This window comes from Streptosporangium sp. NPDC049644, from assembly GCF_040675205.1.
Lineage (GTDB): Bacteria > Actinomycetota > Actinomycetes > Streptosporangiales > Streptosporangiaceae > Streptosporangium > Streptosporangium fukuiense.
The window spans coordinates 20,259-40,297 of the sequence record NZ_JBFAOJ010000016.1 but is presented as its reverse complement, the minus strand read 5'-3'; the positions used below and the strand labels follow the sequence as shown (position 1 = coordinate 40,297).

The following is a 20,039-nucleotide window of genomic DNA, read 5'->3' as shown; positions in this document are numbered from 1 at the left end:
CCAGAACCATGGGAAGTCAGTGAAGATCAAGATATTTATTCACTTTTGGGAAGATCCCTGGGGCGGCGTCCGGCATCCGCCGAGGTGGGGCCGGTCAGGGCGAGCCTTCGAACGGCTGGTAACGTAAGAGCGCTGACTTCCTTTAAGACCCGTCCTGTGAGGCGGGAAAGGTGGTGTTACTCCTTGACCGATGCCATTTCGCATGCGCTGAGCGGTGCGCGCGCCGTTCTCGAGCAGCCCGATATCAACCGGGCCCTGGTCCGCATCTCCCACGAGATCCTTGAACGGACCAAGGGCGGCGAGAACGTCGTCCTGCTGGGCATCCCCACGCGCGGGGTCCACCTGGCCCGCCGCCTGGCCGCCCACATCAAGCAGTTCGAGGGCCGTTCCGTGCCCGTCGGCTCCCTCGACGTCACGATGTACCGGGACGACCTGCGCCTGCGTCCCGCCCGCGCGCTGGGCCGCACCGAACTGCCCGCCGACGGCATCGACGGCAGGACCGTCGTCCTCGTCGACGACGTCCTCTACTCGGGCCGCACGGTCCGTGCCGCGCTCGACGCGCTCAACGACCTGGGCCGCCCGCAGGCCGTGCAACTCGCCACCCTGGTCGACCGCGGCCACCGCGAGCTGCCCATCCGCCCCGACTACGTGGGCAAGAACCTGCCGACCTCCAAGTCCGAGAGCGTCAAGGTCTACCTGGAGGAGAACGACGGCCGCGACGCGGTCCTGCTGCTGAAGGAGGAGGGCCGGTGAAGCGGCACCTGATCTCGGCGGCCGATCTGACCCGTGACGACGCCCTGCTCATCCTGGACACCGCGGACGAGCTGGCGAAGATCTCGGAACGTTCCATCAAGAAGCTCCCCACCCTGCGGGGCCGCACCGTGGTGAACCTCTTCTTCGAGGACTCCACCCGGACCAGGATCTCCTTCGAGGCCGCGGCCAAGCGCCTGTCGGCGGACGTCATCAACTTCTCCGCCAAGGGCTCCAGCGTCTCCAAGGGCGAGTCGCTCAAGGACACCGCGCTCACCCTGGAGGCGATGGGCGCCGACGCCGTCGTCATCCGGCACGGCGCCTCGGGCGCCCCGTACCGGCTGGCCGGCTGGGTGCGCGGCAGTGTCGTCAACGCCGGTGACGGCACCCACGAGCACCCCACCCAGGCCCTGCTCGACGCCTTCACCATGCGCCGCCGCCTGGGCTCGCTGGACGGCAGGAAAGTGACCATCGTCGGCGACGTGCTGCACAGCAGGGTGGCCCGCTCCAACGTGCTGCTGCTGGCCACCCTCGGTGCCGAGGTGACCCTGGTCGCCCCGCCGACCCTGTTCCCGGTCAACGTCGACTCCTGGCCGTGCGAGGTCTCCTACGACCTCGACGCGATGCTGCCCAAGTCCGACGTGGTGATGATGCTGCGCGTGCAGCGCGAGCGGATGAACGCGGCGTTCTTCCCCACCGAGCGGGAGTACAGCCGCCGCTACGGGCTCGACCGCGAGCGCGTCGCCAGAATGCCCGACCACGCCATCGTGATGCACCCCGGCCCGATGAACCGGGGGATGGAGATCGCGGCCGAGGTGGCCGACTCGCCGCGCTCGACGATCGTCGAGCAGGTCGCCAACGGTGTGACCGCACGCATGGCCGTTCTGTACCTGCTGCTTGGCGGCGCCGACCTCGGGGGAGAGATCTGATGAACGACCGCATCGGGACCACGCGTGACGGCATCGTCATCAGGGGCGCCAGGATCCTCGGCGGGGAGCCCGCCGACATCCTGATCCGCGACGGTCTCCTGGTGGAGATCGGCCAGGGGCTGAGCGCCGGCGAGAGCGACGAGACCGTCGAGGCCGAGGGATTGATCGCCCTGCCCGGTCTGGTGGACCTGCACACCCACCTGCGCGAGCCGGGGCGTGAGGACGCGGAGACCGTCACCACGGGCACCCGCGCCGCCGCCCTCGGCGGCTACACCGCCGTGCACGCCATGGCCAACACCGACCCGGTCGCCGACACCGCCGGCGTCGTCGAGCAGGTCTGGCGCCTGGGCCAGGAGGCGGGCTACTGCGACGTGCAGCCCGTCGGAGCCGTCACGGTCGGCCTGGGCGGCGAGCACCTGGCCGAACTCGGCGCGATGGCCGACTCGGCGGCCCGGGTGCGGGTCTTCTCCGACGACGGCAGGTGCGTCTCCGACGCGGTGCTCATGCGCCGCGCGCTGGAGTACGTCAAGGCGTTCGACGGCGTCGTGGCCCAGCACGCCCAGGAGCCGCGGCTGACCGAGGGCGCGCAGATGAACGAGGGCGCGGTCTCCGGCAGGCTGGGCCTGACCGGATGGCCCGCGGTCGCCGAGGAGGCGATCATCTCCCGCGACTGCCTGCTGGCCGCGCATGTCGGCTCGCGCCTGCACATCTGCCACGTCTCCACGGCGGGCTCGGTGGAGCTCATCCGCTGGGCCAAGTCCAAGGGCTGGGACGTCACCGCCGAGGTGACCCCGCACCACCTGCTGCTGACCGACGACCTCGTCGAGGACTCCCCGGTCGGCTCCTACAACCCGATCTACAAGGTGAACCCGCCGCTGCGCACCCGCGCCGACGTCGAGGCGCTGCGCGCGGCCCTGGCCGACGGCACGATCGACTGCGTGGCCACCGACCACGCCCCGCACCCGGTCGAGGACAAGGAGGCCGAGTGGGCCGCCGCCGCCATGGGCATGATCGGCCTGGAGACGGCGCTCGCGGTGGTCCAGGAGGCGATGGTGGAGACGGGGCTGCTCGACTGGGCCGGTGTCGCCGAGCGGATGTCCTGCGCCCCGGCCAGGATCGGCAGGCTTCGGGGACACGGGCAGCCGATCGAGGTCGGCGCGCCGGCCAACCTCACCCTCTACGACCCGGCGGTGCGCGCCGCGGTCGACCCGGCGGGCTACGCTTCCAAGAGCCGCAACACCCCCTACCAGGGCCTTACCCTGCCCGGCCGGGTCGTGGCGACCTTCCTGCGCGGCAGGCCGACGGTCCTGGACGGGAAGCTCACGTGAGGACCTCCCGCCTTCCCGCACCGGGACGTGGGGGCGTTCCGCCCGGTGCGGCGACGGCGAACCGATGTGCCAGATATTTCATACTTTGCGGAGCTGTAGCCGAGATGATCGGGGTGTGTGAGTGACCGCAGTGCTAGTGCTGGAAGATGGACGTGTCTTCCACGGGACCCCCTACGGCGCCGAGGGCGAGACCTTCGGCGAGATGGTCTTCAACACGGGGATGACCGGCTACCAGGAGACGCTGACCGATCCGTCGTACCACCGCCAGATCGTCGCGATGACCGCGCCGCACATCGGGAACACCGGGATCAACGACGAGGATCCGGAGTCCTCGCGGGTGTGGGTGGCCGGTTACGTGGTCCGCGAGCCGGCCCGGGTGGCCTCCAACTGGCGCTCCAACCGTTCCCTGGACGACTACCTCAGGGAGCAGGGCGTCGTCGGCATCGCCATTCCCGGTACCCGCGCCCTGACCCGTCATCTGCGGGAGCGGGGGGCGATGCGGGCCGGGGTCTTCTCCGGCAAGGCCCTGGCGCCGGTCGAGGAACTGCTGGAGCGGGTGCTGGGCAGCCCCGTGATGGAGGGCGCCGACCTGGCGGGGGAGGTCTCCACCGCCGAACCGTACGTGGTGCCCGCGATCGGCGCGCGGCGGTTCACCGTGGCCGCGGTCGACCTCGGGATCAAGGCGATGACGCCGCACCGGATGGCCGAGCGCGGCTGCGAGGTGCACGTGCTGCCGGCCTCGGCCACCGCGGAGGAGATCCTCGCGCTCGGTCCGGACGGGGTGTTCTTCTCCAACGGCCCCGGTGACCCCGCCACCGCCGACGGACCGGTCAAGGCGCTTCGCGGGGTCCTCGACGCGGGTGTCCCGTTCTTCGGCATCTGCTTCGGAAACCAGCTCTTCGGGCGCGCCCTGGGGCTGGGCACCTACAAGTTGCGTTACGGCCACCGAGGTGTCAACCAGCCGGTACAGCACCGGGGCACCGGCAAGGTGGAGATCTCCGCGCACAACCACGGTTTCGCGGTGCGGGCCCCGCTGGAGGGCGTGTTCGACACGCCGTACGGCCCGGCGGAGGTCAGCCACGTCAACCTCAACGACGACTGCGTCGAGGGGCTGCGGCTGCTGGACCGTCCGGCCTTCAGCGTCCAGTACCACCCGGAGGCCGCGGCCGGCCCGCACGACTCCGCAAGCCTGTTCGACGACTTCTGCGCGTTGATGGAGCGAGCGGGCGGAGTGGCAGACGAGGGACGAGTCTTCCGCGGAGCCGGCGAGGAGCCGGGCGCGACCATGAGTACGGAGCGGTCCGGGGAGCGAGCGGGCGGAGTGGCAGACGAGGGACGAGTCTTCCGCGGAGCCGGCGAGGAGCCGGGCGCGACCATGAGTACGGGGGGAAGCAAGGGTGCCTAAGCGCACGGACATCCAGTCGATCATGGTGATCGGCTCAGGACCGATCGTGATCGGCCAGGCATGCGAGTTCGACTACTCGGGTACCCAGGCCTGCCGCGTGCTGCGTGCCGAGGGTTTCCGCGTGATCCTCGTCAACAGCAACCCGGCGACCATCATGACCGACCCCGAGTTCGCCGACGCCACCTACGTCGAGCCCATCACCCCGGAGATCGTCGAGAAGATCATCGCCAAGGAGCGGCCCGACGCGCTGCTGCCCACCCTGGGCGGGCAGACCGCGCTGAACACCGCGATCTCCCTGTACGAGGCCGGCGTTCTGGAGCGCTACGAGGTCGAGCTGATCGGCGCCGACGTCGACGCCATCCAGGCGGGCGAGAACCGCGAGCTGTTCAAGGGCATCGTGGCCAAGGTCGCCGAGGAGTACGGCCTCAACGCCGAGTCGGCCCGTTCGTTCGTCTGCCACACCATGGACGAGTGCCTGGCCGCCGCAGCAGAGCTGGGCTACCCGCTGGTGGTGCGGCCCTCCTTCACCATGGGCGGGGTCGGCTCCGGTTTCGCGCACGACGAGGAGGGGCTGCGCCGCATCGCCGGGGCGGGCCTCGACGCCTCGCCGACCACCGAGGTACTCCTCGAGGAGTCCATCCTCGGCTGGAAGGAGTACGAGCTGGAGGTCATGCGCGACCGGGCGGACAACGTGGTGATCGTCTGCTCGATCGAGAACATCGACCCGATGGGCGTGCACACCGGCGACAGCGTCACCGTGGCCCCCGCGCTGACCCTGACCGACCGCGAGTACCAGAACATGCGCGACGTGGCCATCGCGGTCATCCGCGAGGTCGGCGTCGACACCGGCGGCTGCAACATCCAGTTCGCCGTCGAGCCGCGCACCGGCCGCATGGTCGTCATCGAGATGAACCCGCGCGTCTCGCGCTCCTCGGCGCTCGCCTCCAAGGCCACCGGCTTCCCGATCGCGAAGATCGCCGCGAAGCTCGCCATCGGCTACACGCTGGACGAGATCCCCAACGACATCACGAAGGAGACCCCGGCGTCGTTCGAGCCCTCGCTGGACTACATCGTGGTCAAGGTGCCCCGGTTCGCGTTCGAGAAGTTCTCCGGGGCCGACGCGACCCTGACCACCCACATGAAGTCGGTCGGCGAGGCCATGGCGATCGGCCGGTCCTTCCCCGAGGCCCTGCAGAAGGCGCTGCGCTCGCTGGAGAAGAAGGGCGCCTCCTTCACCTGGGCGGGCGATCCGGGTGACAGGGACGAGCTCCTGGCCGCCTGCCGTATCCCGCACGACGGGCGGCTGTTCACCATGCAGCAGGCCATCCGCGCCGGGGCGGGCGCCGAGGAGCTGTTCGAGGCCACCCGTGTCGATCCGTGGTTCGTCGACCAGCTGATCGCGATCGACGAGATGGCCACCGAGCTGCGTGAGGTACCGCAGCTGACCGCGGAGGTGCTGACCAGGGTCAAGCGGTACGGCTTCAGCGACTCGCAGATCGCCGAGCTGCGCGACATGACCGAGTCGCGGGTGCGCGACCTGCGCCATGCGCTCGGCGTCCGCCCGGTCTACAACACCGTCGACACCTGCGCTGCCGAGTTCGCCGCCCAGACCCCCTACCTGTACTCCACCTACGACGAGGAGACCGAGGTCCCCTACGGGGAGCGCCCCAAGGTCCTCATCCTCGGTTCGGGGCCCAACAGGATCGGCCAGGGCATCGAGTTCGACTACGCGTGCGTGCACGCCTCCTTCGAGCTGTCGGCGGCCGGCTACGAGACCGTCATGGTCAACTGCAACCCCGAGACGGTCTCCACCGACTACGACACCTCCGACCGCCTCTACTTCGAGCCGCTCACCCTGGAGGACGTCCTGGAGGTCGTCCACGCCGAGCAGCAGACCGGCCCCGTCGCGGGCGTCATCGTCCAGCTCGGCGGCCAGACCCCGCTCGGCCTGGCCCAGGCGCTCAAGGACGCCGGTGTCCCGATCGTCGGCACCTCGCCCGAGTCGATCCACCTCGCCGAGGAGCGCGGCGCGTTCGGCCGGGTCCTCGCCGAGGCGGGCCTGCCCGCCCCCAAGCACGGCGTGGCGGTGACCTCCGACGAGGCGCTGGCCATCGCCGAGGAGATCGGCTACCCGGTGCTGGTGCGCCCCTCCTACGTGCTGGGCGGCGCGGGCATGGCCATCGTCTACGACGACGAGACCCTGATCGCCTACATGGCCAAGGCGGGCGCGGCCAGCGACCACCCGGTGCTGGTGGACAAGTTCCTCGACGAGGCCGTGGAGATCGACGTCGACGCGCTCTTCGACGGCGAGGAACTCTACCTCGGCGGCGTGATGGAGCACATCGAGGAGGCCGGCATCCACTCCGGCGACTCGGCGTGCTCGCTGCCGCCGATGACGCTGGGAAGCTACGACATCAAGCGCATCCGCTCCGCCACCGAGGCCATCGCCAGGGGCGTGGGCGTGCGCGGCCTGCTCAACGTGCAGTACGCCATGTCGGCCAACATCCTGTACGTGCTGGAGGCCAACCCCCGCGCCAGCCGTACCGTGCCGTTCGTCTCCAAGGCCACGGCGGTGCCGCTGGCCAAGGCGGCGGCCCGGGTGATGATGGGCGCCACGGTGGCCGAACTGCGCGCCGAGGGCCTGCTGCCGGAGAGCGGCGACGGCGGCACCATGCCGCTGGACGCGCCCATCGCGGTCAAGGAGGCCGTGCTGCCCTTCAACCGGTTCCGCGGCGTGGACATCGTGCTCAGCCCCGAGATGCGCTCCACCGGCGAGGTCATGGGCATCGACGAGTTCTTCGGCACCGCCTACGCCAAGTCGCAGGCCGCCGCGTACGGCTCGCTGCCCACCAAGGGGCGGGCGTTCGTCTCGGTCGCCAACCGCGACAAACGCGCCATGATCTTCCCGGTCAAGGCCCTCGCCGACCTCGGCTTCGAGATCCTCGCCACCGAGGGCACCGCCGAAGTCCTGCGCCGCAACGGTGTCCGTGCCAAGATCGTGCGCAAGCACAGCGAGGGAGCCGGTCCCGCGGGCGAGCAGACCATCGTCCGGCGCATCCTGGACGGGGAGGTGGATCTCATCGTCAACACCCCCTTCGGCAGCCCCGGCCAGTCGGGACCCCGCCTGGACGGCTACGAGATCCGCACCGCCGCGGTGCTGCGCGCCATCCCCTGCATCACCACGGTCCAGGGCCTGGCCGCGGCGGTACAGGGCATCCAGGCGATCGTCCGCGGCGACATCGGCGTACGGTCCCTCCAGGAGCACGCGAAGCGGTTGCGGAGCGGTTGAGGAGTGAGGCCGGCGCCCCAGCGGAGGTGAGGAAGACGCCTGTTACTCCGGTGCAGGTGACGGGCACGGTGCTGACGACGCGCCGCGTCGACGCCTACCATGCGCTCACCGTGGTGGCGCCCGGCATCGCCGAGCGCTTCCGGCCCGGCCACTTCGTCGGGGTGGCCGTGGGCGGGGCGCAGACGTCGATGCTGACGCGCCGTGCCTTCTTCGTCCACGACGTCAAGCCCGACTACGGCGGCACCGTCGAGTTCGTCTTCTCGGTGAGCGGGCCGGGCACGGCCTGGCTGGCCGACCGGCGCGCCCGTGACACCCTCGATCTGGTGGGCCCGCTCGGCCGCCCGTTCCCGCTGCCCAGGGACCCGGTGACCTGCGTCCTGGTCGGTGCCGAGCACGGCTCGGCGACGCTGTTCACCGTGGCCGACGCCCTCCAGCGGCGTGGCTGCCGCGTCGACTTCGTGCTCGGCGCGGCCTCGGCCGACCGGGTGTTCGGCGCCCTGCGGGCCAGGAGGATGGGGGAGACGACCACGCTGACCACCGAGGACGGCTCCCTGGGCATGCGCGGCCGGGTGACCGACGTGCTGCCCGGCGTGATCGCCGACGTACGGGCCGACGCGGTCTACGCCTGCGGTCCGATGCCGATGCTGCACGGCGTCACCGCGGTGGCCGTCGAGTTCGACATCCCCGTCCAGGTGGCGGTCGAGGAGCGGATGGCGTGCGGGATCGGCGTGTGCATGACGTGCGTGCTGCCGGTCATCGGGGACGACGGGGTGACCCGGATGGTGCGCTCGTGCGTCGAAGGACCGGTCTTCAGGGGCGAGCGCGTCCGCTTCGACGACGTGGGGACGATCCCGTTCGACGCGCTGGGAGCACCCGGTGGAGGAACACGGAATGCCGGTTGACATGCGGACGTACCTGGGGCACGTGGAGCTGGTCAACCCCGTCACCACGGCCGCCGGGTGCGCGGCGTCCGGCTCCGAGCTCGCCCAGTTCTTCGACCTCGCCCGGATCGGCGCGCTGACCACCCGGTCGATCACGATGGCCCCCAGGGCGGGCCGCCCGACCCCCAGGATGGCCGAGACGCCCTCGGGCATGCTCAACGCCGTCGGGCTCCAGGGGCCGGGCGTGGACGCCTTCCTGGAGCGTGAGCTGCCCTGGCTGGCCCAGCGGGGCGTGCGGACCGTGGTGTCCATCGGCGGCGGCACCGTGGCCGAGTACACCGCGCTGGCCCGCAGGCTCACCGACGCGCCCGGGGTCACCGCCGTGGAGGTCAACCTGTCGTGCCCCAACATCGAGGACCGGGGCCGGGTCTTCGCCCGCGACGGCGCGGCCTCCGCCGAGGTGATCGCCTCGGTGCGGTCGGTGATGCGCTACGACGTGCCCGTGGTGGCCAAGCTCTCCCCGGACGTCATGGACATCGTGAGCGTGGCCCGCGCGTGCGTGGACGGCGGCGCCGACGCCCTGTCGATGATCAACAATCCGCTCGGCATGAGCATCGACACCGAGGCCATGCGGCCCGTGCTCGCCGCGGTCACCGGCGGCCTGTCGGGCCCCGCGGTCAGGCCACTGGCCGTACGCTGCGTGTGGCAGGTCCACGCGGCCCTGCCCAGCGTGCCCATCATCGGCATGGGCGGCGTGCTGACCGGCAGGGACGCCTTCGAGTTCATCCTCGCCGGGGCCTGCGTCGTCGCGGTGGGGACCGCACTGTTCCACGACCCCTACGCCTGCCTGCGCATCCTCCGCGAGCTTGAGGAGATCCTGGCGGCCCGGGGGTTCCACCGGCTGGCCGACGCGGTCGGGCTGGCACACCGCCCGCCGGGGGCGTCCGCCCGGCACCGGATAGACCTTGAGGAGAGTTCCCTGTGACGCCCGCACCCATCGCCGTCGCCCTGGACGCGCCAGACCTCGAGACCGCGGCTCACTGGGCCAGCCTGGTCACCCCACACGTCACCACGGTCAAGGTCGGGCTGGAACTCTACCTCCGCTACGGCCCCGACGTGATCGCCTCGGTCCGGGGGGCGAGCGGGGTGCGGGTCTTCCTCGACCTCAAACTCCACGACATCCCCAACACCGTCGCCGGTGCCGCCAGGGCCGTGGCCAGGCTCAAGCCCGCCATCCTGACGGTCCATGCCACCGGCGGCCCCGCGATGATCCGGGCGGCGGTGGAGGCCGTGCCCAACACCCAGATCGCGGCGGTGACGTTGCTCACGTCGCTCTCGGAGGCCGATCTGGAGCAGATGGGCGTCAGGGGCCCCACCGAGGACGCCGTGCGCCGCCTGTCGGCCATGGCCGTCGCCGCGGGCGCCCAGGCCCTCGTCTGCTCGCCGCGCGAGGTGGCCGCGGTGCGTGCCGAGGTCGGGCCCGACATCACGCTCATCACCCCCGGCGTCCGCCCCGCCGGCGCCGAGAGTCAGGATCAGGCAAGAGTAGCGACTCCCGAGCGGGCTTTCGCCGACGGGGCGGATCTTCTCGTGATCGGCCGCCCGATCACCGGCTCCGCCGACCCCGGCGCGACGGCCGCGGGCATCGCCGCGGCCCTCCGGCGCACCTCTGCGGCCACCGGACACGGCGCATGACGCAGGCCCGGAAAACTCGGCGTTGAGCGTAGTTTTGTCCACACAGCGCGACGCCATGGGCACGGAAAGTCACGAAGTAGATTTTCTAGAGGGATAAAGTGGTCTTGACGTTGCTTGAAGCGCCATGACCAGCTAGTTTCCCTTCCCGTCCGAGTACATCGACAGGAAATTCGAGGTGACCCGGCGTGGCTCTTCCTCCCCTAACCCCTGAGCAGCGCGCCGCAGCCCTAGAGAAGGCTGCCAAGGCCCGCCGAGAGCGTGCCGAGGTGAAGAACCGCCTGAAGCACGGTGCGGTCTCTCTGGCTGAGGTGCTCAAAGACGGGCAGGCCGACGACGTCATCGGCAAGATGAAGGTTTCGGCCCTTCTTGAGTCGCTCCCCGGCGTGGGCAAGGTTCGCGCCAAGCAGCTCATGGAGCGGCTTGGCATCGCCGAGTCCCGCCGCGTGCGGGGCCTGGGTACGAACCAGCGGGCTTCGCTCGAGCGTGAGTTCGGCGGGGCCGAGAGCTAATCTCGGTTCATACGACCACGTTCACCCCATATGGGGACAGCATCACGGGGGGTTTGGAGTGACCGGAACGTCGCGGTCCGGCGAGAGCCGGGCTCCGGAGGCAACCGCCGAGGGCGGAGCCGGTCGCTCCACATCCTCGGCCGGAGGTCCGAAGGGGGCGCGAGCCCTCGCCGGACTCCCGGCCGGTAGGCGTCTGACGGTCCTGTCCGGGCCGTCGGGCGTCGGCAAGTCCACGGTCGTCGCCGAGCTTCGGCGGGCACACCCGGAGGTGTGGCTGTCGGTCTCGGTGACCACCAGGAAACCCCGTCCAGGGGAGACCCACGGGGTCGAGTACTTCTTCGCCGACGACGAGGAGTTCGACCGCCTCGCCGCCTCCGGCGAGCTGCTCGAGTGGGCCGAGTTCGCCGGGAACCGGTACGGAACACCGCGCGGCCCGGTGCTCGAGAAACTCGCCGCCGGGGTGCCCACGCTGCTGGAGATCGACCTCCAGGGCGCCAGGCAGGTCCGGGCGACCATGCCCGAGGCCCTGCTGGTCTTCCTGGCCCCCCCGACCTGGGAGGAGCTGGAGAAGCGGCTGCGCGGCAGGGGCACCGAGCCCGAGGACGTCATCGCCCGCCGCCTGGCGGCCGGCCGGATCGAGATGGCGGCCGAGCGGGAGTTCGACCTGACGCTCGTCAACACGTCAGTCCAGGATGTATGTCATCGGCTGATAGCCTTGTTGGCTGATGCTCCCGAGGGTTCACGCCTCGGACGTTCACCTAGCTAGGGGAAATCACACGTGGCAACCAGCGCCGCCTACTCCGAAGGCATCACCAACCCGTCGATCGACGCCCTGCTCGACATCGTCGACAGCAAGTACAGTCTCGTGATCTTCGGCTCCAAGCGGGCGCGTCAGATCAACGCCTACTACTCCCAGCTCGGCGAGGGCCTGCTCGAGTACGTCGGCCCGCTCGTCGAGACCCACGCGCAGGAGAAGCCGCTCTCCATCGCGCTGCGCGAGGTCAGCGAGGGCCTGCTCACCTCCGAGCCGATCGAGGGCTGACCCGCCTCGATGCCGACCTCCGTGGTTCCCCGCAGGCCGAGGGTCGTCCTCGGTGTGAGCGCGGGCATCGCCGCCTACAAGGCGTGCGAGCTGCTGCGCCTGTTCACCGAGTCCGGCCACGAGGTGCGCGTGGTCCCGACCAGGGAGGCGCTCCGCTTCGTCGGTGAGCCGACCTGGGCCGCGCTGTCCGGCAATCCGGTCACGACCGACGTCTGGGAGTCGGTGCACGAGGTGCCGCACGTCCGCATCGGGCAGGACGCCGACCTGGTGGTCGTCGCGCCGGCCACCGCCGACGTGCTCGCCAAGGCCGCCCACGGGCTGGCCGGCGACCTGCTGACCAACACCCTGCTCACCGCGCGCTGCCCGGTGGTGTTCGCCCCCGCGATGCACACCGAGATGTGGGAGCACCCCGCGACCCGTGCGAACGTGGCCACGCTCCGCGAGCGCGGTTCGATCGTCGTCGATCCCGCGGTGGGCCGCCTGACCGGGGCCGACACCGGTCCCGGCCGTCTGCCGGACCCGAAGGAGATCTTCGAGGTCTGCCGCGGCGTCCTCTCCGGGCGCCCCGCGGACCTGGCGGGCCGTCGCCTGGTGATCTCCGCGGGCGGCACCCGCGAGGCCATCGACCCGGTCCGTTTCATCGGCAACCGTTCCTCGGGGCTGCAGGGCTACGCCCTGGCCCGCACGGCCGTCGCCCGGGGGGCCGAGGTCACCCTGGTGGCCGCCAACGTCGCCCTGCCCGACCCCGCGGGGGTCAAGGTGCTCCGGGTCACCTCGGCCCTGGAGCTGCGCGACGCCGTACTGGAGGCGGTGCAGGACGCCGACGCCGTGGTCATGGCCGCCGCCGTCGCCGACTTCCGGCCCTCGGCGCGGAGCGGGTCGAAGATCAAGAAGACCGCCGATGAGCCTGACGCCATTCATCTGGTGAAAAATCCCGACATCCTTGCGGAGTTGGGGGAACGGCGCCGTGCGGGGCTCAAGCCGTACCCTCGGGTGATCGCGGGATTCGCGGCCGAGACCGACGACGTCCTCGCCAACGGGCGGGCCAAACTCACCCGCAAGGGCTGTGATCTGCTCGTCGTCAACCAGGTCGGCGACGATCTCGCCTTCGGCACCCCCGACAACGCGGCGGTGGTCCTCCTCGCCGAGGGGGAGCAGGTCGACATCCCGCGCGGCCCCAAGGAGGCCCTGGCCGACGTGGTCTGGGACCTCGTCGCCGCGCGCCTGGCCTGACCACTTGCCGTAGCCCGGATCCCGGCGGATACTGCCTCCCAGAGCCCTGCCACACCGCAGCCGGGAGGGGTTTGGATCATGCCTGTCGCCGCCGCGGTCAGGGCACGATGCCGAGCGCTGCTTCCTCCGGGGGAGGAGATCCACTACGTCCTGCCGGCCCTGTCGGTGGGCACCCCGGGCATGGCGACCTTCCTCATCGTGATCACTGACCGCACCATCTACCTGCTCTCCACCAAGTTCTTCGACCGCGACGCGCCGACCTCGGTGTACGCCACCCACACCCGGCGCACCCGGCTCGGTCCGCTGGAGTTCTCCGCGGGCGCGGCCATCGAGCTCGGTGGCATGGTGTTCGAGATCGAGGAGGAGTACGCCGCGGTGATCTCCGCCGCCGACGCGGAGGTCTTCGCCCCGGAGACGCTGCCGCCCGACCCGCTGCCCGATCTGTGAGTCCCTGGAGGTCCGGGGGCCGCGCATCCCGCCCGCGAGATGCGGATGAGCCCGGGAGCCGGGGATCTCGTGGGCTCGGGCCCCTTTGGGGGGCTTCCGGAACGCGTCCCGCCGCGTGTCGCGGCAGGTGGGTTTCCCCGCGACGGATTCCGGTGAACCCGCAGCTCTTCCACTACCTGATCTGAACATTTAGGGTGACACGATCTGAGATGGTTTCGCGGCCCCGCATCAGGTGGGGCTAGAATTCGCCGGAGCGCTACTGGTGTCCTGCCGATGCCAGAGCCCCAGACGCCAGCAGCCGCTGCATGAGGAGCCACTGACTTGTCCCGTCGCCTGTTCACCTCCGAGTCGGTCACAGAGGGCCACCCGGACAAGATCGCCGACCAGATCAGTGACGCGATTCTCGACGCCATGCTCAAGGGTGACCCCAAGAGCCGCGTCGCGGTCGAGACGCTGATCACCACCGGTCAGGTCCACGTCGCCGGAGAGGTGACGACGGAGACCTACGTCGACATTCCCGGTCTCATCCGGGAGAAGATCCTCGAGATCGGTTACGACGCCTCGCACAAGGGCTTCGACGGCGCCTCCTGTGGCGTGTCGGTGTCCATCGGCGCGCAGTCGCCCGACATCGCCCAGGGCGTCGACGACGCCTACGAGAACCGCGAGGGCGAGGCGGGCGACGAGCTCGACCGCCAGGGCGCCGGTGACCAGGGCCTGATGTTCGGTTACGCCTGCCGCGAGACCCCCGAGCTGATGCCGCTGCCGATCCAGCTGGCGCACCGCCTGGCCGAGCGCCTGTCGCAGGTCCGCAAGGACGGCACGGTGCCCTACCTGCGCCCCGACGGCAAGACCCAGGTCACCGTCGAGTACGACGGCGACAAGCCGGTCCGGCTCGACACCGTGGTCGTCTCCACCCAGCACGCGGCCGAGATCGACCTCAAGGAGATGCTCGCTCCCGACATCAAGGAGCACGTGATCGACCCGGTCCTGGCCGGCCTGGAGATCGAGACCGAGGGCTACCGCCTGCTGGTCAACCCGACCGGCCGCTTCGAGATCGGCGGCCCGATGGGCGACGCCGGCCTGACCGGTCGCAAGATCATCGTTGACACCTACGGCGGCATGTCCCGCCACGGTGGCGGCGCCTTCTCCGGCAAGGACCCGTCCAAGGTCGACCGCTCGGCCGCCTACGCGATGCGCTGGGTCGCGAAGAACATCGTGGCCGCGGGCCTGGCCGACCGCGCCGAGGTCCAGGTCGCCTACGCCATCGGCAAGGCGCACCCGGTCGGCGTGTTCGTCGAGACCTTCGGCACCGAGAAGATCGAGATCAGCAAGATCCAGGAAGCCGTGGTCAAGGTCTTCGACCTGCGCCCGGCCGCGATCATCCGCGACCTCGACCTGCTCCGCCCGATCTACTCGGGCACCTCCGCCTACGGTCACTTCGGTCGCGAGGGCTTCTCCTGGGAGTCCACCGACCGCGCCGACTCCCTGCGCGCCGCCGCCGGTCTCTGACGACCCGCACGTTTCAAGACGGCCCCCGTGAATTCTCATTCACGGGGGCCGTCGCATACCCATCAACGCCACCGCCGGGGAGATCCTCGCCCACGGCGTGTCCGACGAGGTGCTGGATGCCCGAGCAGAGCTTCGCGCACGCGCTCGTCGGCTCGGCGTGCTCGCCGAGCGTCCCCCCGCTCCTCCGGTGGCCGAAGCCGATCGTGAGCGTGCGCTTGACGCCACCAGGGGCATCGGCCCAGTCCTCGACGACCTTTGGGCCGAGGGCCGCTGACCATCGTGCTCACCTACGTCGATTCCTCGGTCCTGGCCTGCGCCTACCTCCACGACGAACCGGGTCACGACCGAGCCAGGGAACTCCTGGAAAGCCCCGAGCATCTGCTTGTCACCGGCACCTTGACGGTGCTGGAGGTGACCGGCGTGCTGGTGCGCGCCTCTCATGCCAGGCGGCTGCTGGAACTGGACACCAGGCTTGCCGTACTGGCGGCAGACCTTGGAGAGGACGGCCCCGTCACGTTGCTGACCGTTCCTCGCAATGCCGTTGAGCAACGGGCTACGGAGATCGTCTACACCCATGCCCTTCGCGCGCTCGACGCGATGCACCTCGCCGTCGCGGAGTTGGCGGCCGTCCCGCTACTGGAGGATCCGGGAGACAAACTCGGCTTCGCCAGTCGTGACAACGCCCAGAGCGAGGCGGCCGCGGCACTTGGTTTCACCTCCGTCTAGAAGACCACTGAAGATCTCGCGTTCTTGCTCCGCTCCGGGAGAGATCAAGCCAGACTTCTCGGCCGTGCAGGGTGAGTGGGCCGGAGAACCGATCGGACCGGATGTCCGGGCGGCCTGCCGGGAGCTGATCCCGGCAGGAGGCGTGTTCGCGTTCCTGGCCGAGCATCGCGAGGCGTTGTTTCCCGGAGCGATGTTCGCGGACACGTATCCATCCCGGAACGGACGCCCGAGCATGCCGCCGCAGGTACTGGCCGCCGCGGTGGTGCTGCAGACCCCGCACGGGCTGCCGGACTTCGACACCGTCCAGGAGCCGCGCTGTGACCTGCGGTGGAAACTTGGGGCCGTACGACACCGCCTTCGATCCGTCGCTGCCGACCTATACCCCATTGGAACGCCACGGCCGTGCGGCATCACAGCAAGATCTTAAGTGGGTTCTTAGGGCCTAAGGGGCACATCCCAACCCGATAGCAAATCATATCCAAGAGGTGTTGCCTAGCATCTCCCTGGACGCTGACCGGGAACGTCCAGGTATCGAGATGCGCACGCAATACGCACCTCAGTTCCTCCCGGCTTTCCATGGCGAAGTATCAAGGAATTTCTCATGCAGATCGGATATGCAGTCCCGCAGTACGGCGCCTTCGCCGACCCGGATTTCATCCGGCAGGCCAGCGCGGACCTGGAGGCCATGGGCTACAGCAGCCTGTGGGCGGGTGATCGAATCATGTTGCCGCTCGCACCCAGCGATCCCTACCCGGGAGGAGACGGCAAGGTCCCTCCGGCCTTCGCGACGTTCTTCGACCCGCTGACCGCATTGACGCTGGCCGCCGTCAGCACTCGGGAGGTCCGGCTGGGAACCAGCACGCTCAACGCGCTGTGGCAACCGCCGGTCTTGCTCGCCCGCATGCTGACCTCGCTCGACCTGCTCAGCCACGGACGGCTGGACGTCGGCATCGGTCTCGGCTGGCTGCGTGACGAATACACCGCGACCGGGGTGCCCTGGCAGGGGAGAGGAGACCGGCTCGAAGAGACGCTCGACCTGATGGAGGCCGTCTGGAGCAGTGAGGTGGTCGAGCACAAGGGCACGCTCTGGACCGTGCCGCCGTCGCACATCGACCTCAAGCCCTTCCAGCGGCCGCGCCCCCCGATCCTGCTTGCCGGTTACACGCCCTCGGCGCTGGAGAGGATCGGCAGGCGAGCCGACGGCTGGCTGAGCGCGGCGATACCCATGCCCTATCTGACCGCCCTGTGGGATGTGGCGCTGCAGACCGCGGCACGCGTCGACCGGGACCCGTCGACCCTGCGAATGGTGGTGCGCGTCAATCCGGAGATCACCGATTCCCCCGCGCCCGACGACCAGGTGCCGCACGCCGGAACCGTACAGCAGATCGGTGACTACCTGCTGACCCTCGCCCAGGCCGGTGCCCACGAGGCGTTCGTCGACCTGCAGACGACGACATCCTCGCGCGATCAGTTCCTGGACGTCGCGCATGAGCTCATCACCAGGCTGCACGCCGGCTGAGCTCGCGCGCCCAGCCCACGCTCGGCGCCGTGGCACCGCAGGCGCATCCGCCCACCGGCGCCGTCCCTCCCTCGTCAGGCCGTTACGCGCGCGGTGCGCGGCGTCGCGTGGCGCGTCCTTCTGCACCGGCGGCACGTCAAGGTGGTCATCCCGGAGAAGGCGGACCAGGCGGCCAACCGCAAGAAGAAAGGCTCACGCGGCGGTCGCCCGGTCACCCATGACGCGCTGTTGTACGAGGACCGCAACACTGTGGAGCGCTGCACCAGCAAGATCGAGGAGTGGTGCGGGCCGGCTTTCCGCTTCGGCAAGACGCCGGAGAGCCATCTGGCAGAACTCCGTCCGCGCGGTCCGTCCTGTGGATCCGGAGCCTCCGACCAGCTGAAGACCCGAACTCCGGGCAGGCCCGAGTGCTCATGACGGCCCGCTCGTCATGAGCGTTCGGGGGATGCGGGGTACTTCTCGCCGGTGAACTGGGCCCAGACGGCGTGGCCGTGGGATTGGCTGCCTCGGCAGCCGACCTGGGAGGCCAGGGCGGTGACCAGGGGGAGTCCTCGGCCGCCCTCGCCGAGGAGGGCGGGGTGGACGATGGCGGGGACGGAGCCCTGGCCGGAGTCGTAGACCGTCACCCGGGTGACCTCGGGTCTGCGGACGACCTCGACGACGAACGTGCCGTACGGTCGCCCGCTGGCGGTGTGGCGGACGGCGTTGGCGGCGAGTTCGGCGACGATCTGTTCCGCGTCCCGCTGAAAGGACGAGTCCGCCAGCAGGAACCTGACGAAACGCCGAGCCTCGGGCACCTGGGCGGGACGGCCGGGGAAGGTACGCCGCCAGGTCAGGCCGCCGGGGCGGAGCCGTACCATCGCGTCGATCAGTTCCGGGGCCACGCCGTCGTGGGTAGCGGTCATGCGCTCTCCTGGTCTCCTGGTCAGGGAAAAATCGTTGGCAGAACAGTGGTCCGGCCCTCCCGTGCGGTAGCCCTCCGGGACACCGTCGGCGAGATACTCCGCGCACAGTGCTGATGACCTGCGAGAACATCTCATTCCGCGGTCGAGGATCCCCACTTCCCCGCCGAACTGTCATTCTCCGTGACCGAAGCCCTACGATCCGTGTGTGTTCGGGGAATCTCGGGGAAGGGAGCGCGGATGCCCGGAGAGGGATACCGGATCCTGCTCGGGTGCAGGCGGCGTAGTGAGGCACTGCGAGCCTGTCGCCTCACGTTCGACCAGATCGCCGGCGTGTTCGCCCTCGATCACCAGGTCAGCCCGCTGCGGCTGTACCGCTATGCCCACGGCCGTACGGCGGGCGACGTGGTGGCGGCCTACAACGACCTCGATCCGGCGGGCACCGCCACCCTGCGGGCCGCGCGCTTCTACGACTACGAGGCCTGGCCGCAGGCCGGGCGGCGTCCGGGCGCCGCTGCGGTGGCCGTCTTCGCCCGGATCTACCAGACCACCGCCCGCCGCCTGGTCACCGACGAGGTCTACGCCTCCTACGGGGTCCGCGACCGGGACCTGATCGACCGGACCGACCACCGCCACCTCGATCCGCACTACCGCCGGGAGGTGTCCGCCCCGGCCGTCGCGGGCACCAAGGGAACGAAGGCACTTCCCCCACTCGTTCCCGCGCCCACCCTCTGCGCCGACCTGCTGCGCGCGGTCGGCGCAGAGGAGGCCGACGTGAAACGCCGTGAACTGCTCTTCGAGTTGGCCCTGGTCTTAGGTGGGACACCCGCTCTGGGCCTGCTCCGCCACCTCACCCCGCCGGAACGGGAACGCCTGGCCGCCGCCGCCCGCCACCAGGGCCCGATCGACGCGGCCACCATCGACGTGCTGGACAACCTCACAGCCCGTCTTTGGAGGATGGACGAGACGATGGGCCCTCGGCAGATCATTCCGGTGGCCGATGCCAAGCGCGCTATGGTCGACGACATCCTCAAACGGGGCTCTCTCACACCCGTCCTGCGTGATCGTCTTCTTCGGGTCTACTGGAGCCTCTCCCATCTCTCCGGATGGGCTCACTACGACCTGAAGGACTACCAGGGCGCTACCCAGCGATATGGGGAGGGGCTGGCGGTAGCCCACGAGCTGCGCGCTCCCGCGCTCCTCGCGCATCTTCACAGCCTGTCGGCCAACATGGCTCTCCATCAGGGCAAGCCCACCGTCGCGATGGACCACTCCTTCGCGGCTGAGGGATGGGCGAAGAACAGTGGCAACCGCCTGCAGCAGTCGGCCATCTCACTCATGATGGCCAGGGTTTCCGCTGGAGCGAGGCACAACGAGGGTGGCCTTCGCTTCCTCGACCGTGCCATCGACCTTGCTGGTGAGAAACGCAACGAGGCCGACCTTCGTCACCTCTTCTGGGTCAGTCCGGAGCGCATCGCCCGCCACGCCCTGTTCTGCCTGGTGGAGCTTAAGCAGCCCGACCGGGCGATAGCTGTGGCACAGCGGACTCTGGCCAAAGTAGATCCGGACTGGAATCGGGAAAGGGGCATCATACAACTCGAATACGCCGCCGCGCTGATCCAGAAGCGAGAGATTCCGGAGGCGGCGGCGATGATCGGTGCCGCTGTCCAGATCTCTGTGAAACACAGTTCTGTCCGGCTTCTGCACTCGATACAGCAGACTCGTGCTCGACTCGCGCCGTGGGAGGACAACAAGCACGTCCGGGACCTGGATGAACAACTGCGCTCGCTGTCCATCTATGTCCGACATGTTCAGGAACCTTTCCTGGAAAATGTTTGACCATCAGACATCATTAGGGCTGGGGATGTTGACCGG

The 20,039-nt window shown here is 69.7% G+C and carries 19 protein-coding genes; 18 read left to right on the top strand and 1 reads right to left on the bottom strand.

Annotation, left to right across the window (positions count from 1 at the left end; genetic code table 11):
* The first annotated feature begins 183 nt into the window (after nt 1-183).
* From pyrR to AB0J58_RS12135, 17 genes are all read left to right on the top strand, one after another.
* The gene (gene pyrR, locus AB0J58_RS12215) at nt 184-753 is read left to right on the top strand and encodes a bifunctional pyr operon transcriptional regulator/uracil phosphoribosyltransferase PyrR (protein ID WP_281178467.1); all 570 of its coding nucleotides are present in this window, start codon (nt 184-186) and stop codon (nt 751-753) included.
* Nucleotides 750-1,679: an aspartate carbamoyltransferase catalytic subunit gene (locus AB0J58_RS12210; RefSeq protein WP_343979617.1), complete on the top strand. Its 930-nt coding sequence runs from the start codon at nt 750-752 to the stop codon at nt 1,677-1,679. The genes pyrR and AB0J58_RS12210 overlap by 4 nt, the downstream gene beginning before the upstream one ends.
* Nucleotides 1,679-3,007, top strand: coding sequence for a dihydroorotase (locus AB0J58_RS12205; RefSeq protein ID WP_364213887.1), 1,329 nt, complete (start codon nt 1,679-1,681; stop codon nt 3,005-3,007). The genes AB0J58_RS12210 and AB0J58_RS12205 overlap by 1 nt, the downstream gene beginning before the upstream one ends.
* A gap of 121 nt (nt 3,008-3,128) precedes the next feature.
* Nucleotides 3,129-4,412, top strand: coding sequence for a glutamine-hydrolyzing carbamoyl-phosphate synthase small subunit (gene carA, locus AB0J58_RS12200; protein ID WP_364213884.1), 1,284 nt, complete (start codon nt 3,129-3,131; stop codon nt 4,410-4,412).
* Nucleotides 4,405-7,701, top strand: a complete 3,297-nt coding sequence (gene carB, locus AB0J58_RS12195; protein ID WP_364213881.1) for a carbamoyl-phosphate synthase large subunit — start codon at nt 4,405-4,407, stop codon at nt 7,699-7,701. The genes carA and carB overlap by 8 nt, the downstream gene beginning before the upstream one ends.
* Nucleotides 7,702-7,751: 50 nt before the next feature.
* A complete protein-coding gene (locus tag AB0J58_RS12190; protein WP_364214111.1) occupies nt 7,752-8,603 on the top strand; it encodes a dihydroorotate dehydrogenase electron transfer subunit in 852 nt (283 codons plus the stop codon).
* A complete protein-coding gene (locus tag AB0J58_RS12185; protein WP_364213878.1) occupies nt 8,593-9,567 on the top strand; it encodes a dihydroorotate dehydrogenase in 975 nt (324 codons plus the stop codon). Before AB0J58_RS12190 ends, AB0J58_RS12185 begins: the two co-directional genes overlap by 11 nt.
* Nucleotides 9,564-10,277, top strand: coding sequence for an orotidine-5'-phosphate decarboxylase (gene pyrF, locus AB0J58_RS12180; RefSeq protein ID WP_343979603.1), 714 nt, complete (start codon nt 9,564-9,566; stop codon nt 10,275-10,277). Before AB0J58_RS12185 ends, pyrF begins: the two co-directional genes overlap by 4 nt.
* Before the next feature lie 185 nt (nt 10,278-10,462).
* Entirely contained in the window at nt 10,463-10,786 is a 324-nt protein-coding gene (mihF, locus tag AB0J58_RS12175; RefSeq protein ID WP_030909986.1) for an integration host factor, actinobacterial type, read from the top strand.
* A 193-nt stretch (nt 10,787-10,979) separates the two neighbouring features.
* Complete coding sequence (gene gmk, locus AB0J58_RS12170) at nt 10,980-11,552, top strand: guanylate kinase (protein ID WP_051752025.1); 573 nt, start codon at nt 10,980-10,982, stop codon at nt 11,550-11,552.
* A gap of 12 nt (nt 11,553-11,564) precedes the next feature.
* On the top strand, nt 11,565-11,828 hold the full coding sequence (gene rpoZ / locus AB0J58_RS12165; protein WP_030909981.1) for a DNA-directed RNA polymerase subunit omega: 264 nt from the start codon (nt 11,565-11,567) through the stop codon (nt 11,826-11,828).
* A 9-nt stretch (nt 11,829-11,837) separates the two neighbouring features.
* Nucleotides 11,838-13,061, top strand: a complete 1,224-nt coding sequence (gene coaBC, locus AB0J58_RS12160; protein ID WP_364213875.1) for a bifunctional phosphopantothenoylcysteine decarboxylase/phosphopantothenate--cysteine ligase CoaBC — start codon at nt 11,838-11,840, stop codon at nt 13,059-13,061.
* Between the two features lie 78 nt (nt 13,062-13,139).
* Nucleotides 13,140-13,508, top strand: a complete 369-nt coding sequence (locus AB0J58_RS12155; protein ID WP_030909976.1) for a hypothetical protein — start codon at nt 13,140-13,142, stop codon at nt 13,506-13,508.
* Between the two features lie 321 nt (nt 13,509-13,829).
* Nucleotides 13,830-15,017: a methionine adenosyltransferase gene (metK, locus tag AB0J58_RS12150; RefSeq protein ID WP_343979587.1), complete on the top strand. Its 1,188-nt coding sequence runs from the start codon at nt 13,830-13,832 to the stop codon at nt 15,015-15,017.
* 279 nt (nt 15,018-15,296) lie between these two features.
* The gene (locus AB0J58_RS12145) at nt 15,297-15,743 is read left to right on the top strand and encodes a type II toxin-antitoxin system VapC family toxin (RefSeq protein ID WP_364213872.1); all 447 of its coding nucleotides are present in this window, start codon (nt 15,297-15,299) and stop codon (nt 15,741-15,743) included.
* A 601-nt stretch (nt 15,744-16,344) separates the two neighbouring features.
* A complete protein-coding gene (locus AB0J58_RS12140) occupies nt 16,345-17,262 on the top strand; it encodes a TIGR03619 family F420-dependent LLM class oxidoreductase (protein ID WP_364213869.1) in 918 nt (305 codons plus the stop codon).
* A 93-nt stretch (nt 17,263-17,355) separates the two neighbouring features.
* The gene (locus tag AB0J58_RS12135; protein WP_364213866.1) at nt 17,356-17,679 is read left to right on the top strand and encodes a hypothetical protein; all 324 of its coding nucleotides are present in this window, start codon (nt 17,356-17,358) and stop codon (nt 17,677-17,679) included.
* Between the two features lie 11 nt (nt 17,680-17,690).
* Here AB0J58_RS12135 and AB0J58_RS12130 read toward each other — a convergent pair whose 3' ends face one another.
* Nucleotides 17,691-18,167, bottom strand: a complete 477-nt coding sequence (locus AB0J58_RS12130) for an ATP-binding protein (RefSeq protein WP_364213863.1) — start codon at nt 18,165-18,167, stop codon at nt 17,691-17,693.
* 237 nt (nt 18,168-18,404) lie between these two features.
* Here AB0J58_RS12130 and AB0J58_RS12125 point away from each other — a divergent pair, with 237 nt between their 5' ends.
* Entirely contained in the window at nt 18,405-20,003 is a 1,599-nt protein-coding gene (locus AB0J58_RS12125) for a hypothetical protein (RefSeq protein WP_364213860.1), read from the top strand.
* Nucleotides 20,004-20,039: the final 36 nt, after the last annotated feature.